This is a genomic window from Vibrio sp. NH-7, assembly GCF_053643215.1.
In genome coordinates this window covers 1382586-1397751 of record NZ_CM132187.1, presented here as the reverse complement: position 1 = coordinate 1397751, position 15166 = coordinate 1382586, and the positions used below count along the sequence as shown (strand labels likewise).

Below are 15166 nucleotides of genomic sequence, written 5' to 3'. Positions count from 1 at the left end.
GTTATTGTTATCCCTGAATTCAGGGCGCAAGAGTCCTTTCCGCAGAGCTAAATGACTGTTTTCATTATTAAAAAAGCCACCTCGGTTGTGGCGGCTTGTCTCTTATAGGGTTAGGTTTTGTTCTGTTTCACCATCAAAAATATGACAGAAACCTGAATCGAAGTTGAAACGAATAGATTTGCCAATGTCCGATGTGGTGATCTCTTGATTGCTAACGCGCGAGACGATTTCATTCTCACCCAGTTTAAAGTAGAGGTATCGTTCATTGCCTAGGTTTTCAACCACCGTTAATTCCCCAGCATGGACGTTAATGGACTCATCATCTTGAGCTAACGAAATATGCTCAGGGCGAATACCTAGCCAAACGGGCTTGTCGATATGGTTGAGTAGTTTTTGCTGCTTTTCTTTGGGGATGATGATTCTGGCTTCTGGCGCAAGCTCCACGTACACATCTTCACCAATTTGGCGTAGCGTGGTTTTCACCAAATTCATCGCAGGAGAGCCAATAAACCCTGCCACAAACTTATTAGCTGGATAGTTGTATAAGTTCGCTGGCGTATCCACCTGCATGATCTCACCTTTGTTTAACACGCAGATTCGATCACCGAGAGTCAGTGCCTCAGTTTGATCGTGTGTTACGTAGATCATGGTCGCAGGGTTGCCCTCTTCCTTGAGCGATTGATGCAACTGAGCGATCTTCACTCTCATCGAGACTCGCAGCTTCGCGTCTAGGTTGGACAACGGTTCATCAAACAGAAACACATCTGGCTTACGTACGATTGCGCGCCCTACGGCGACACGCTGCCTTTGACCACCGGACATCTCTTTTGGCTTACGATATAGAAGATCGGTAATTTCTAGCTTTTCAGCCGCTTCCTCTACGCGTTGTTTGATTTCTTCTTTTGGTCGCTTTTGCATCTTTAGACCAAACGCCATGTTATCAAACACCGTCTTGTGCGGGTAAAGCGCGTAGTTTTGGAACACCATGGCGATACCGCGATCTTTTGGTGGCAGATCATTGACAACTCGGCCGCCAATTTTGATTTCTCCCCCCGTGATCGCCTCTAAGCCTGCAATCATTCGCAATGTGGTTGACTTGGCGCAGCCCGATGGCCCGACAAAGACCATAAATTCGCCTTCGTGAATGTCGAGATCGACGCCGTGTACGGCTTTAAAGCCATTGTCATATTCTTTTTCTACTTTACGTAGGCTTACTGTTGCCATCTCATACTCCGAATATGGACTTTCAACTGGTTAAAACTGTTTGGTTAACCGAACTAACATCGCTCGGCTAATCAAACAGCACTCCAAAATAACGAAGTGCTATTTAATTCACTGACAAGGTTTCACTAGTGCACGGACTGGTTTTTTATCTTCCCCGATTTCAATAGACCATAAGTAGTTACCGTCTTCTGGCAGCTTAACGACCGTGTTCTTGGCAAACCCGCCGCGCTTAAGCACTTTCTCATACCCAACCTGCATTTCCATTCCCGCTGCGGTAAATTGTGGTGTCCAGCTCATGGTTGCAAACTGTAAGCTAACATTGCCCGCTTTTTCAGCGCTTACAACCTGATAAATGCCATTGCCTTTGTAAGACATTTGGCGGTTTTCCGTGTGTAGCCATTGGCCATCTGGGAAAGTGCCAACCACAAACAGTGAAGGTCGAATTGGACCGCGTTCTTCAACGCTGGCCAAGTTACAGTCAGCAAAAGGGCCTGTCGCCAGCGTCGCTTGTAAACTCGCATCATCAGATGTAGATGCACAGCCCATCAGCGCACTTGAGAGTAATGCCGTAACCAGTAGCGTACGTTTCATGTTGCAATTCCTTGTTATTATGATGAGTTAATTCGTTCAAAGATTTGTGCGGCTAGCGTCCAAACAAGCGCGCAAGCCAGCCTTTTTTCTTGGTCGGTTTGTTTTTGTTTTCTTTGGTGAGTTTGTTTAGTACCGCGAGATTTTTGTAATACTCGCGGGCATTCTTAGCGGGATAGCCAAAGATATCGCTGTTGGCCGGAAAGGAGTGACTAACACCCGATTTTGCTTTCACGACTGAGTTCTTACCTATGGTCAAATGGCCCGCTGTGCCTGCTTGACCGTGAACGATAACGTGATCTTCTAATACGGTATGCCCAGCAAATCCCGTTTGCGATACCAGCAGACAGTGCTGACCAATCTTGCAGTCGTGACCGATTTGCACCAAGTTATCGATCTTAGTCCCTCGACCAATCACGGTGTCACCCAAGGTGCCTCTGTCAATAGTGTTGTTGCAACCGATCTCGACATCATCTTCGATAATCACCCGCCCCACACTTTCCACGCGTTCATAACGTGTGCGCGTGCCGGCCATATATTCGAAACTGTAGTTACCAATCGAGTTGTTTGAATCAATCGTGACATTGTCACCGATAATCGTCCCCTCTTTGATCACCGTGTTGGCATGAATGGCAACGTTATTGCCAATCGTTACGCCATTCATGATTTTGACACCGGGCATAAAATGGCAGCCTTCGCCAATCTGACAATGTTTACCAATGTACACACCTTCAATGTCTGACGTGTTGCCTTGATCAAACAGCTGGTACTTGTGTACTTTGTAAAAGCGCATCACCTGATTGATACGCTCAGCACTGAGTTTATCAATGACGATTTTGACTTTAGCGTTTGATTGGAGAACCGATTTGGGGCCAATAATGACGTCCGCTAAAGTTTCAGAAAGCCCTTTAAAATCAGATTTAGAGAAGACAATCGCAAGACCACCTTTTACATCGCTCTTTACAGGGCGAATCTGAGAGATTTCAAGTGTCTCGTCACCGATGACTTCCCCCCCCAATAGTTGGGCAATTTCTGAAACTTTAATCATTACAGGTTATCCATTATTGATTGAAGGATTTAGAAGCGGTATAGCGCTTGAACAAATAGAGTATTTTGCTCAACGACTTTCTCTTCACCTTTGAGCTTACTGAAGGTTTCGGTATCTTTAGCCCACTCATATTCGGCTTTCATTAGCCAGTCTTCACCAATCGCTTGCTCATAGCCGATGGTTGCTTTACGAATGTCTTTCAAGAACTCTTCATCTTCAGCCCAGCCATCAGTAAATTTGGTTTCATTCTGACCGATTCGTGCACGTACGTAAGCCGTACCCGCTTCTTCAAAGGTATACTGGACAATAGGCTCAATGTATTTTTCAGTGAAGTCGCTGACCTCATTGATTTGACCGGCACCGTTCTTCGCTTCGTTGTCTTTGATTTGGTAGAAGAACTCGACGCCCAGCTCCCACTGACCAAAACGCTTGTATGGTTTGAAAAGTAAGCTGTAGCCTTTTTCTTCACGCGTACCCCAATCACTCTTGTCTTCGTCGTTAAACAAGTACTCGAGGTTTGAATAGAAGCCCGCACTGTACTCATTGTTCCAGTAGGTCAAATAAGGGCGAATACTGTGCTCTGCACTCTTGGTGCGTAATCCCGTTTCGCCGCCAGTATTGACCACTTTGCCGCGGCTGTACTCGAGTTCATAGATTAAACCCGTGTCCCAACCGTCACCTAAGTTGAAGCCTTTGTTTATTGAGAAAAGATGTTTGTAGCCATCTTCTGTCTCTGCGTATTTGCCATCTTTCACTTCACGATTTTCTAGCTTGAAAGCGTAAAGCGCAGTCGCATTCCATGTTGGGTTGTTGTAGTAAGCGCCCAATACCTCGTGTGTCATGGTTCTTTCATGACGCTCGCCGCCACCAAACGAATCGTAATTCGAGACGGTTTTATCTTCATATTCGATTGAAGAACCGACATGACCACCGAACTTTAAAGCGTCATCAAAAAAAGTATCTTCAGGGGCAAAGCCTCGATCATTAGCAGCAAATGCGGTCGTACTTAAAAGCAGTGTGTTAGCAATGAGTACAGACAATGTTGTTCGTTTCACGGTATTTCCTTAATTGTTCCAGGCAGTGGATATTAGAAAAATTCTGGCCATGAATTTTAGTAGTTCACGTTGAACGCCTAATTATTGTTCTGGAAATATTTTAAGATTTCCTCCTATTGATTCTACAAATGAGACTTGCATCACCATTAATGATGTTATTTTTGAATTTTGTCACAAAAACCCTGTTTTTCATAAGCATAAAGCAAAATTAACAAGTGAATTTTACGTTGAGCCCTTATTCAACCTGGTTTCATATAACAACCAGCAACCCCATAACACCGACCGATATTAGTGACAAGAATCACATATAGATACCATTTCCATGTTTATTATATTGACTTATTACGACGGCATTTTAACCTAGTAGTATCTTATGGACTACTAACCTAATGAGCGGTGTGGGTATGAAAAAAAACCTAATTACAGCAGGACTGATTGGATCTCTTTTGGTCGCGGCAACGGTCAATGCACAAGCCATCTCCCCAGAAGACAACGCAGAGCTGTTGATCTGGACGGATTCGACAACCGTCGACTACATGGAGTACGCGGCTAAAGCGTTTAACCAAGACTTCAACTACGATGTTGAGTTTTCTTTCCGTGGCCTTGCTCCTATCGATGCAGCCTCAAGACTGATCCAAGATGGCGGCTCGGCTCGCGTCGCGGACGTTGCCGAAATCGAACATGACCTGCTAGGTAGACTGGTTGTCGCTGGTGGCGCGATGGAAAACTTGGTGTCTGCACCACGCATCAATGAAACCTTTATGCAAAATGCCATCGACGCCTCTAAATCAGAAGGTAAGAGCTATGGTTTCCCGGTAAGTTTCGCCACCACGGCACTCTTCTATAACAAGGACTTACTGCCAAAAGCACCCAACACATTTGAAGAGCTCATTGAGTTTTCGAAAACTTTCAACGATAAAAAATCTCACAAGTACGCACTGCTGTGGGACATTCAGAACTACTATGAGTCGCGCTCGTTTGTCACGTTGTACGGCGCGTATGAGTTTGGTAATCACGGCACCGACGCAAAAGACATCGGTATCAACTCAGAGAAAGCGCAGCAAGGCTTAGAGGCAATGAAGAAGCTGCGCGTTGCAAACAACTCCAACCCAATCGACATGAGAAATGCGCAGGTGCGTCGTGGTTTGTTTAGCGAAGGTAAAGTCGCGGCAATCATCGATGGTCCTTGGGCCATCAAAGGCTACCAAGATTCTGGTGTCAATTACGGCGTTGTGCCTCTACCAAAACTTGAAGGTCAGCAGCCTAGAACGTTTTCAACCGTGCGCCTAGCCGTTGTCTCTTCTTACACGGAATACCCAAGAGCCGCGCAGCTTTTCGCAGATTATCTGTCGAGCGACAAGATGCTGAAAAAACGCTTTGAGATGACCAAGGCTATTCCACCAGTCCAATCGGTGATGGAAGAGATCATTGTTGATGCAGACGAAGCAACCTACGCCATCATCACTCAAGGTTTCTATTCCGATGCGATGCCATCCATCCCTGAAATGGGCTTTATTTGGTCACCAATGGCGAGTGCCATTACGGCAATGTGGGTCAATGATAAGTCTCCGAAAGAGGTTCTTGAACGTGCTCGCTCAATCATCGCAGAACAGATTGAATTACAAGAGTAAAGATGTCTATGTTGTTATCACAAACTCAGCCGGCACCTAAGGTGCCCGCTTCGCTCCTGATTATGGGCGCGACTCAGCTACGCTTTGGCCATTGGGTCAAAGGGGCTGCGTTCCTCGCCTTGCAAATCGTCACCTTGTTGTTTCTCGTCGACATCACTATCGCACTAAAAGGATTAGTGACGCTCGGCGATGTGGCTCAAGTGCGTAATGGCTTTGACATCATCCCCGGCGACAACTCTATCTTTATGCTGGTTGAAGGGGTGATCGCGCTGATTTACTGCTTTCTGTTCTTGTGTGTCTACGCCATTAACGTGAAGGATGCGCTAAGTGTAACGCCGAGCCACGCGTCACTCTCAGAGCAATTCAAGCAGATCTACGACGAGAAATTCGCCTTTATCATGCTGTCACCAGCCTTTTTGGCCAGCATCGCGTTCATCATTTTGCCAATCGTCATCACCGTGTTGGTCTCGTTTACCAACTATTCGGCGCCGCACCATATCCCGCCGCGTAACCTGGTGGATTGGGTTGGATTTAAAAACTTTATTGCGCTGTTTGAGCTAAAAATCTGGTCCAGCACCTTCTTCGGCGTGGCTTCTTGGACGGTAATTTGGGCGTTCTTTGCCACAGTGTGCACCTGCGGATTCGGTTTTCTGCTTGCTCTGGCGCTGCAAAAGAAAGACATCAAGGCAAAAAAAGCGTGGCGCTTTATCTTCATTTTGCCTTATGCCATTCCCGCTTTCGTTACCTTGCTGATGTTCCGTTTACTGCTTAATGGTGTCGGACCGGTTAATGCGACGTTAAACGCTTGGGGCTTTGATTCTGTTGCATTTCTCTCTGATCCATTCACGGCAAAAATTACGGTTATCGCTGTCAGTGTGTGGGTTGGCGCTCCTTACTTCATGTTGTTAATTTCAGGTGCATTGACCAATATTCCTTCCGATCTGTACGAAGCGAGTGAAGTGGACGGTGCCAGTAAGTTCCAACAGTTTTGGGAAATCACCTTACCTATGGTGTTACACCAAGTTGCGCCATCTTTAGTGATGACGTTTGCGCATAACTTCAACAACTTTGGCGCCATTTTCCTTCTAACTGAAGGCGGACCGATTAACCCTCAGTATCGATTTGCGGGTCACACAGACATCCTGATTACTTGGATCTACAAGCTCACGCTCGACTTCCAGCAGTATCAAATTGCCTCTGTTATCTCGATCATCATTTTCTTGTTCTTGTCTGGCATCGCGATTTGGCAGTTCCGACGCATGAAATCCTTTAAAGACGACGTAGGTATGTAACATGGACAAATTTATCGGAAAAATCGGCACCGCGATCGTCTATCTGTTTCTCACAGCAAATGCGCTATTGGTGCTCGGCCCTGTGCTTTGGACGATCTTGGCTTCTTTCAAAGTCGGCACTAACTTGTTCAGCTCATCTTTTACGGAAATTGAGTTCACGTTGGACCATTACCGAGCACTATTTAACGATACGCCTTACTTTGATTGGTACAAAAACACCTTTCTGTTAGCAACGGCGAATATGTTGATTTCACTGGTAGTGGTGACCCTGTCAGCTTTTGTCTTTTCACGATACCGTTTTAAAGGCAAACGCAACATTATGATGAGCATTCTTGTGCTACAGATGTTCCCCGCGTTTCTCTCCATGACAGCAATCTACATTTTGCTATCGAAGATGAACCTTATCGACACCTACGCTGGCTTGTTGTTCGTCTATGTGACAGGCTCACTTCCCTTCATGGTTTGGTTGGTCAAAGGCTATTTTGATGCGATTCCAACCTCACTCGATGAAGCAGCAAAAATTGATGGTGCCGGTCACATGACCATTTTTCTAGAGATCATTTTGCCGCTCGCCAAGCCGATTCTGGTTTTCGTCGCCCTTGTGTCATTTACAGGCCCGTGGATGGACTTCATTTTGCCAACGCTCATCCTGCGCAGCGAAGAGAAAATGACCTTAGCGATTGGCATCTTTAGTTGGATCTCTTCCAACTCCGCAGAGAACTTTACTCTGTTTGCCGCCGGCTCTCTCTTAGTCGCCGTACCTATCACGCTGCTGTTTGTGGTCACGCAAAAACACATCACCACAGGCTTAGTCAGTGGCGCAGTAAAAGAATAACAACGTCAGGATATACACATGATTACAAGAAGCTCCCTTTCACACTCGGCAAAGAGTGCGGACAGTTACGCCTACGATAATGACACGCTGCATATCCGCTTACGCAGCGCCAAAGGTGAAATCGAAAAAGTCGCCCTTTGGATTGGAGACCCATATCACTGGGCAGAAGGCGGCTTAGATGGTGGTAACCTAGGTGGCAGTGACGCCCACGGTTGGGTCGGTGGTAATGAAGTGGAAATGAGTTTTGAAGGCCAATCAGAGCATCACGACCACTGGTTCGCCGAATTTACCCCACCCAAAAAGCGCACACGTTACGGCTTTATCCTTTACGGTAAAGGTGGTGAAAAACTGCTGTTTGGCGAAAAGCGCATTGTCGACATCGCCGAGGATGCTCAAGCAGAAGTGGAACTGAGTAACTTAAGCAACTTTTTCTGCTTTCCGTTTATTAACCCTCGCGATGTATTGACCACACCTAAGTGGGTTAAAGAGACGGTTTGGTACCAGATTTTTCCTGAGCGTTTCGCCAATGGACGCCCAGAAATTTCCCCGAGCAACGTATTACCATGGGGCAGCCAACCCACCAGCGACAGCTTTATGGGCGGCGATTTATGGGGTGTGATCGATAAGCTCGATTACCTTCAAGATCTAGGCGTGAACGGACTCTACCTTTGCCCTATTTTCACCGCCAATGCCAACCACAAATACGACACGGTGGACTACTACAATGTCGACCCTCATTTTGGAGGTAACGAAGCGTTTAAAGCATTGGTTAGCGAAGCACATAAACGCGGTATGAAAGTGATGCTCGATGCGGTGTTTAATCATATTGGCGATCAATCACCGCTATGGCTTGATGTGGTTGAGAAAGGTAAAGACTCTCAATACGCAGATTGGTTTTGGATCAACCAGTTCCCTGTTTACCCAGACACGCCAAGAGAGGAATGGGACTTTTGGAACCTTAACTACGAAACGTTCGCCAACGTTGCGGAGATGCCAAAACTCAATACAGAGAATGAAGAGTGTCGCGCTTATTTACTTGATGTTGCCAAGCATTGGGTTGAAGAATTTGGTATTGATGGATGGCGCTTAGACGTTGCCAACGAAGTCGATCACAGCTTCTGGCGAGAGTTCCGTAAGGTAGTGAAGCAAGCCAATCCAGACTGCTACATCCTCGGTGAAATTTGGCATGAAGGGATGCCTTGGCTGCGCGGTGATCAATATGATTCATTGATGAACTACCCGTTAACTCAGGCAATCACCGATTATTTTGCCATCGCCAGCTTGAATAAGTCGGAGTTTAAGAATGCGGTCACGACATCTTACATGGCCTACCCGCGCAATGTTAATGAAGCAATGTTTAATTTGCTCGATAGCCACGATACTACCCGAATCATCTCGCTGTGTGGCGGTGACAAACGCAAAGCAAAACTGGCTTACCTCTTTATGTTCACCCAAGTTGGTGCACCTTGCATCTACTACGGCGGCGAAGTGGGTCTCGATGGGCAACGTGGTATGGGGAGTGAAGATAACCGCAAATGCATGATTTGGGACGAGTCAGAGCAAGATCTTGAATTTAAGGGGTTTATTCAGGACCTCATTTCGCTGCGTAAAAGCTCAGCGGCGTTCAATCTACCTTACCTCGACTGGCTTGATGTAGATGACGATCACTGCATCGCCTATCAACGTGGTGAGTGGCGCTTTATTCTCAATAACAGCGACCAAGTGAAAACCGTCGTATGTAGTGGTAAACCGTACGAGCTTAACGCCTATGGTTATGTCATGGAACAAGTGTCTCGCTAATGCAAGGCGCCATTCATTTGGGAATCTCTTTGGATTCCCAATCCATTCACACATACACCAGTGATGCTGCAGGCCACGAGCGACTCCGAGCCCGAGAGCCTCTCTCTTCAAACTCAGCTTCGCTTCTCGACACCTTAAAGCGCTTGGTCAACAAAAGCCGAATTCAATTTGGTGAACTCAAAGCGCTGACACTAAGTTGTTCTGAATACTTCACCGCTGCCAATAGCCACCATCAGCCGTCTCCAGAACAACTCGCGAGTGCCCTGAGCCAAACATTCACGATCGAATGCCAGCTTGTCAGCCACTCGCAAGCGGCTGCGATGCATGTGTCTGCACACCATCAGCGTTTGTTAAGCGTTTCGCTCGGCGACAGTTGTGGTTTGGCGTTGTTTGAGAACGGCAAACTACGCCCAAGCCGTCTGTGTGAGACGTGGGCACACTCCGAACTTCCTGGTTTTGACTGGCTCGTCGATGGCTTAACGCCGGTATGTCGGTGCAGCAGTGAACACTGTATTGAGCAATTTTTGTCGGTCGGCGGAATTGAAAGGCAGTATCACCAAATTGTCTTGCAAGACAAACCGCTTGCGGTGATCTTTGCTGGTGTCGCCAACGCGGTCCCAACCGAAACACGGGTGTATCGTACCTTTATCGACCAGCTGGCTCGCAGTTTGGCCAAGCCAATAACCAAATTAATGCCCGAGACTCTTCTGCTCTCTGGCGACGTGGTTTGCCACGGCCGCATCAATGACGATTTACTCGTGGCGCTGAGTCGATACATCGACGTCTCTTTGCTCCCCGACTCGATCACCTTATCCAGTGATGCCTTTGCTTTTGCTCAGGGTGCGGCACTCTTCTCGGAAAAAAATCACAACAATCGTTTTCTCTCCGCACGATGACAATGATAATCTAAAGTAGGTAAATAAATTGAACAGCTTCAGAGGACAACCTGTGTCAGATCTAGTGACCAAACTGATGGATTTCGGCTTTTCTAAAACCGACGCGCTTGTGTACATCAACCTACTCAAAAACGGCCGTGCAAGCGGATACAAAATCGCTAAAGACATCTCTTTGTCTCGCTCTTCAGTTTATTCATCGATCGATAACCTCTATGCCAACGGCTACATCTTCCTTTCAGACGGTGATACCAAAGAGTACGAAGCCAAATCGCCAGAACTGATCTTCAATCAAATTGAGAAAAAGACCGTCGAGAATATCAATATTCTTAAAACCGAACTGTCGAAGATGATGCTGCAAGAAGAAAAGCAGTTTGTGTACAACGTCACCGGCTATGAAAATGTGCTGCAAAAAGCCAAAGAAGTGATTAACCAAGCCAACTTGGAGATTTACCTCAATACCGACTTTAACTTAAATCTGTTTGCACAAGAGCTTTGTGATGCCATTGAACGTGGCGTGCGCGTGATTGTTTTCTCATTCAATAAAGTAGCGAGTCCGCACGAGAAGATCGAAATGTATTCTCGCTCTGACAACGAAGAAATCGAGTACCCTTCCCACCGCTTTATGTGTGTAGCTGATATGAAGCTAGCACTGATGTTTTCTCACCGTGACGAAACCTTGGGCCTTTATGCCAACAACCGCTTGATGGTGAAAATGATCGCTGAGCACATCCACAGTGACATCTACCTCACGGAATATGAAAAGCTGGAACCTGAGAAGCGCATCCGCGTCAATACCATTCACGAACAACACAACTCGATGGTGATGGACGATCTCGCCAAACACTAACAATCATGAGGGTGACATGCTCACCCTCCTCTTGCTCTGATTAAACCCTCGCCAGAACCGCTCTGATTTCTTCGATACCGTTGCCTTGCTCGCGTCGCAGTGGTCTAATACTCAAGTGATTTTCAACCACTTGGTAAATAGATAATGCAACATGAGCATCAACCTACGTTTTTCTTTTTCGACTATGAAACGTGGGGAACCAGCCCTGCAAAGGATCGTCCTTGCCAATTTGCAGGTGTGCGTACCGATATGGATTTCAACATCATTGGTGAGCCTCTGGTTATCTATTGCCAACCACCGACAGATTACTTACCCGCACCAGAAGCGGCATTAATTACCGGTATCACTCCTCAAACTGCCGTTGCCAAAGGATTGTCTGAGCCAGAGTTCATCGCCAAGATCCATGAGCAGCTCGCTACACCAAACACCATTAACCTGGGTTACAACAGCATTCGATTCGACGATGAAGTGACTCGCTATACGTGTTATCGCAATTTCATCGACCCCTACGCTTGGAGCTGGCAAAACGGCAACTCTCGCTGGGATCTGCTCGACGTGATGCGCGCTTGTTATGCACTACGCCCAGAAGGCGTTGAGTGGCCAGAAAATGATGAAGGGTTTATCAGCTTCAAGCTAGAGCATCTGTCTAAAGCCAACGGAATTGAACACGAAAATGCTCACGATGCGATGGCCGACGTGATTGCCACCATTGAAATGGCGAAGAAGATCAAAGCTGCGCAACCTAAGCTGTTTGATTATTTCCTCAGTATGCGCCACAAACGCAAGCTCAACGATCTGATTGATATTGTTAACATGACGCCATTAATGCATGTCTCGGGCATGTTGGGTCGAGAGTGTAATTACACCAGTTGGATGGTTCCTGTGGCTTGGCATCCAACCAACCAAAATGCGGTGATCATGGTCGATTTGGCCAAAGACCCGCAACCCCTGTTCGATTTGGATGTTGAGCAGCTCAATGAGCGCCTGTACACCAAACACTCGGAACTGGCAGACGATGAACTTCCGGTCCCGGTAAAACTGGTCCACCTTAATAAGTGTCCGATACTTGCACCTGCGAAAACCTTAACCGCAGAAAACGCCGCGAATATTGGTATCAACCGAGAGCAATGCCTTGAGAACTTGGCACGGCTGCGCCAAACCCCTGAAATACGCGAAAAGCTGATTGGTTTATACAGTATCGACCGGGAATACGCGAAAGATAACGATGTCGATAGCATGCTTTATGACGGATTCTTTTCTCCGGCGGATAAAGCCTCGATGGACATTATTCGCCAAACCGACCCAAATAATTTAGCGGCGCTTGATATCTCGTTTAATGATGACCGAATTGCACCGCTGCTATTTCGCTACCGAGCACGCAACTTCCCTGCCACTTTAGATGAGTCAGAGCAGCAACGCTGGGCAAATCATTGCCGAGACTACTTCGAAAGTCGTATTGAAGACTATATGCTCAATTTGGAAAACTTAGTTCACGAACATGAAAGTGATGAAAAGAAGCTAGCTATTTTAAAATCCGTTTATCAATACGTACAAAAGCTAGTATCTTAGATACCAGAACGCCTGCACCCTAACAGATGCCTCAGCCACATACACAATAATTACCAGTCATGAGGCACTGACACCCAACCAACATGGGTTTACACCGTGTTGGTTTTTTACGTTGCGTTTTTGCAACGCATGATAATTTCGGACGATAACAACTTATGGCAAAAACAGTGCTGAAATACGTTGTGTCAATGGGGCTGATTTTCCTCTGCCTCATCGCGGGCATCAACATTCAACATCTTCTCGATATTTCGATTCCTGGTAGCATCATCGGCATGCTGATTCTCTTTGGATTGCTTGCAAGTGGACTTGTTCCCGTCGACTGGGTACGCCCAAGCGCAAGTTTATTTATTCGCTATATGGTGCTGCTGTTTGTACCCATCAGTGTTGGGTTGATGGAGCATTTCGATATGTTACTCGCTAATGCGCTGCCGATTCTCGCCAGCGCGGTAGGTGGGACATTCATTGTTCTTGTATTGCTTGGGCTTATGCTTGATCGAATGCTAAAAGGGGGACAAAAGTAATGTGGCTACTCGCTACCCTTGTTGTCTTTTTCGCTGCTCGCTGGTTGTGTCAAAAAATCAAAAGCCCATTTATGAACCCGCTTTTGATCAGCTTAGCTGTACTCATTCCACTTCTGACGTATATGAAGGTTCCGTTTGAGACATATTATGCTGACAACCAGTGGATCAACTATCTGCTTCAACCCGCTGTCGTCGCACTAGCTTACCCTCTGTATGAGCAATTGCCGCAGATCCGAGCAAACTGGCGAATCATCATGCTTGCCTGCGGTGTAGGTAGCGTGATGTCGATGCTCACTGCCAGTATGATTGCCGTCTACATGCAAGCCGACATCACACTGATCGCAAGCCTACTTGGTAAATCTGTCACCACGCCTATCGCGATGGAAGTCTCTAGCCATCTAGGCGGAGAGCCGGCAATTGCCGCGATCTTAGTCCTAATCGTCGGTCTGTTTGGCGCGATTGTGGCGTACCCTGTCTACAACTTGCTTAACATTACTCACCCTATTGCCAAAGGACTTACCATGGGAACGGTATCCCACGCGCTGGGTACCGCAACCTGCGCTGAAAAAGATGGTCAAGACGCTGCATTTAGCTCTCTCGCCTTAGTGGTTTGTGGTGTGATTACTTCTATCCTTGCCCCTTCTTTCTTCGCATTTGCCGTTTGGCTTGCTGCCTAACTCACTTTTGCGACGTTTGGTCGAGCTGTTCAGTCGCAGCTCGACCGACCTCACTTCTCTCTCTTATGTAATCGATACCATGTGTGACCTCACTCTAATTATGTAAACAATAAATTCGTTACACGGATTAATGTGATTTAAATCTCAGTAATGTTTTACTCTTCGCATAAAATGAAATACCAGTATCAAGGCATGTCTGTACTGTAAAGACGCCCGTGCCAAAGATATCAATTAACGTATACACAAGGATTCACCATGAGAAGCCGCATTGAAAAAGCGCTATCTGATGCGCCAAGCCAAATCGCAGAATACCTATCACCCATTCTGTTAGCTGATGACTTTGACGCAACGCTTTCCCCTCAGCAATTTTCAGAGCTTCTGTCCATTTCAGGGCTAGAAGACGACGAACTTCGCGTCGCGCTGCTTCCTTTTGCTGCCGCTTATTCCTATGCACCTATCTCAAATTTTTATGTAGGCGCGATCGTACGCGGTTTGTCAGGACGCTTATACTTTGGCGCGAACGTTGAAATCCTCGGCGCACAACTCGGCCAAACCGTTCACGCAGAGCAGTCAGCCATTAGCCACGCATGGATGAAAGGCGAACAAGGTATTTCAGACATTACGATTAACTTTAGCCCTTGTGGCCACTGTCGTCAGTTTATGAATGAATTGACCACCGCAGATAAGTTAGTGGTGCAGCTACCACAGCGTGATGAAATGACCTTGCAAGAGTATCTACCGGAGTCGTTTGGTCCTTCCGATCTTGGTATCGAGTCTGGACTCATGTCTAGCGTTGACCATGGCAAGCATACGAATGAAACCGATGAAATGGTTAACAAAGCCGTCGAGGCACTTAACCGCAGCCACGCCCCTTACACTAAGAACTTAAGTGGCGTGTGTATTAGACTCGATAGCGGTGAGGTTTACTTAGGTGCATACGCTGAAAATGCGGCGTTTAACCCTAGCTTACCACCACTGCAAGTGGCGATGATTCAACTACTACTAGATGGTAAGTCTTTACAAAATATAGAGTCTGCAGCACTGGCGGAAATGGCCGACGGTACCATCAGTCACCTTGCGGATACACAGGCAACACTGGAAGCAATCAATCCCGATATTCCGGTCGCCTACTTAGCGATATAAAATACAAAAGGCGCTCAATGAGCGCCTTTTGTTTCACTTT

The 15166-nt window shown here is 46.7% G+C and carries 14 protein-coding genes; 10 read left to right on the top strand and 4 right to left on the bottom strand.

What is annotated here, in order from left to right:
• Positions 1-102: 102 nt before the first annotated feature.
• From ACUALS_RS06565 to ACUALS_RS06550, 4 genes are all read right to left on the bottom strand, one after another.
• Positions 103-1224, bottom strand: coding sequence for an ABC transporter ATP-binding protein (locus tag ACUALS_RS06565; RefSeq protein ID WP_454449151.1), 1122 nt, complete (start codon positions 1222-1224; stop codon positions 103-105).
• A 108-nt stretch (positions 1225-1332) separates the two neighbouring features.
• Complete coding sequence (locus tag ACUALS_RS06560; RefSeq protein WP_005470722.1) at positions 1333-1815, bottom strand: hypothetical protein; 483 nt, start codon at positions 1813-1815, stop codon at positions 1333-1335.
• A 52-nt stretch (positions 1816-1867) separates the two neighbouring features.
• Entirely contained in the window at positions 1868-2860 is a 993-nt protein-coding gene (lpxD, locus tag ACUALS_RS06555; RefSeq protein ID WP_454449150.1) for a UDP-3-O-(3-hydroxymyristoyl)glucosamine N-acyltransferase, read from the bottom strand.
• Between the two features lie 29 nt (positions 2861-2889).
• Complete coding sequence (locus tag ACUALS_RS06550) at positions 2890-3915, bottom strand: porin (protein WP_454449149.1); 1026 nt, start codon at positions 3913-3915, stop codon at positions 2890-2892.
• A gap of 404 nt (positions 3916-4319) precedes the next feature.
• Between ACUALS_RS06550 and ACUALS_RS06545 the strand changes: the two genes are divergently transcribed.
• From ACUALS_RS06545 to cdd, 10 genes are all read left to right on the top strand, one after another.
• Positions 4320-5546, top strand: a complete 1227-nt coding sequence (locus ACUALS_RS06545) for a sugar ABC transporter substrate-binding protein (protein ID WP_454449148.1) — start codon at positions 4320-4322, stop codon at positions 5544-5546.
• 8 nt (positions 5547-5554) lie between these two features.
• Positions 5555-6838, top strand: a complete 1284-nt coding sequence (locus ACUALS_RS06540; protein ID WP_454449232.1) for a carbohydrate ABC transporter permease — start codon at positions 5555-5557, stop codon at positions 6836-6838.
• A gap of 1 nt (position 6839) precedes the next feature.
• Entirely contained in the window at positions 6840-7673 is an 834-nt protein-coding gene (locus tag ACUALS_RS06535; protein ID WP_005470771.1) for a sugar ABC transporter permease, read from the top strand.
• Between the two features lie 18 nt (positions 7674-7691).
• Positions 7692-9473: a glycoside hydrolase family 13 protein gene (locus ACUALS_RS06530; protein WP_454449147.1), complete on the top strand. Its 1782-nt coding sequence runs from the start codon at positions 7692-7694 to the stop codon at positions 9471-9473.
• The gene (locus ACUALS_RS06525) at positions 9473-10369 is read left to right on the top strand and encodes an ROK family protein (RefSeq protein ID WP_454449146.1); all 897 of its coding nucleotides are present in this window, start codon (positions 9473-9475) and stop codon (positions 10367-10369) included. The genes ACUALS_RS06530 and ACUALS_RS06525 overlap by 1 nt, the downstream gene beginning before the upstream one ends.
• A gap of 52 nt (positions 10370-10421) precedes the next feature.
• Positions 10422-11216 (top strand): TrmB family transcriptional regulator, encoded by a 795-nt coding sequence (locus tag ACUALS_RS06520; RefSeq protein WP_038189096.1) that lies wholly within the window; start codon positions 10422-10424, stop codon positions 11214-11216.
• Between the two features lie 144 nt (positions 11217-11360).
• Positions 11361-12785: an exodeoxyribonuclease I gene (sbcB, locus tag ACUALS_RS06515; RefSeq protein ID WP_039484820.1), complete on the top strand. Its 1425-nt coding sequence runs from the start codon at positions 11361-11363 to the stop codon at positions 12783-12785.
• A 155-nt stretch (positions 12786-12940) separates the two neighbouring features.
• Positions 12941-13306, top strand: coding sequence for a CidA/LrgA family protein (locus tag ACUALS_RS06510; protein WP_038138294.1), 366 nt, complete (start codon positions 12941-12943; stop codon positions 13304-13306).
• Entirely contained in the window at positions 13306-13983 is a 678-nt protein-coding gene (locus tag ACUALS_RS06505) for a CidB/LrgB family autolysis modulator (protein ID WP_454449145.1), read from the top strand. The genes ACUALS_RS06510 and ACUALS_RS06505 overlap by 1 nt, the downstream gene beginning before the upstream one ends.
• A 255-nt stretch (positions 13984-14238) precedes the next feature.
• Positions 14239-15126, top strand: coding sequence for a cytidine deaminase (gene cdd / locus ACUALS_RS06500; protein WP_334475254.1), 888 nt, complete (start codon positions 14239-14241; stop codon positions 15124-15126).
• Positions 15127-15166 lie beyond the last annotated feature (40 nt).

Excerpts from the sequence above, each read along its gene's own strand:
- ACUALS_RS06505 (WP_454449145.1), top strand. The coding sequence starts at position 13,306 with ATGTGGCTACTCGCTACCCTTGTTGTCTTTTTCGCTGCTCGCTGGTTG.
- ACUALS_RS06510 (WP_038138294.1), top strand. The coding sequence starts at position 12,941 with ATGGCAAAAACAGTGCTGAAATACGTTGTGTCAATGGGGCTGATTTTC.
- ACUALS_RS06540 (WP_454449232.1), top strand. The coding sequence starts at position 5,555 with ATGTTGTTATCACAAACTCAGCCGGCACCTAAGGTGCCCGCTTCGCTC.
- sbcB (WP_039484820.1), top strand. The coding sequence starts at position 11,361 with ATGCAACATGAGCATCAACCTACGTTTTTCTTTTTCGACTATGAAACG.
- ACUALS_RS06565 (WP_454449151.1), bottom strand. The coding sequence starts at position 1,224 with ATGGCAACAGTAAGCCTACGTAAAGTAGAAAAAGAATATGACAATGGC.
- cdd (WP_334475254.1), top strand. The coding sequence starts at position 14,239 with ATGAGAAGCCGCATTGAAAAAGCGCTATCTGATGCGCCAAGCCAAATC.
- lpxD (WP_454449150.1), bottom strand. The coding sequence starts at position 2,860 with ATGATTAAAGTTTCAGAAATTGCCCAACTATTGGGGGGGGAAGTCATC.
- ACUALS_RS06525 (WP_454449146.1), top strand. The coding sequence starts at position 9,473 with ATGCAAGGCGCCATTCATTTGGGAATCTCTTTGGATTCCCAATCCATT.
- ACUALS_RS06545 (WP_454449148.1), top strand. The coding sequence starts at position 4,320 with ATGAAAAAAAACCTAATTACAGCAGGACTGATTGGATCTCTTTTGGTC.
- ACUALS_RS06535 (WP_005470771.1), top strand. The coding sequence starts at position 6,840 with ATGGACAAATTTATCGGAAAAATCGGCACCGCGATCGTCTATCTGTTT.
- ACUALS_RS06530 (WP_454449147.1), top strand. The coding sequence starts at position 7,692 with ATGATTACAAGAAGCTCCCTTTCACACTCGGCAAAGAGTGCGGACAGT.
- ACUALS_RS06560 (WP_005470722.1), bottom strand. The coding sequence starts at position 1,815 with ATGAAACGTACGCTACTGGTTACGGCATTACTCTCAAGTGCGCTGATG.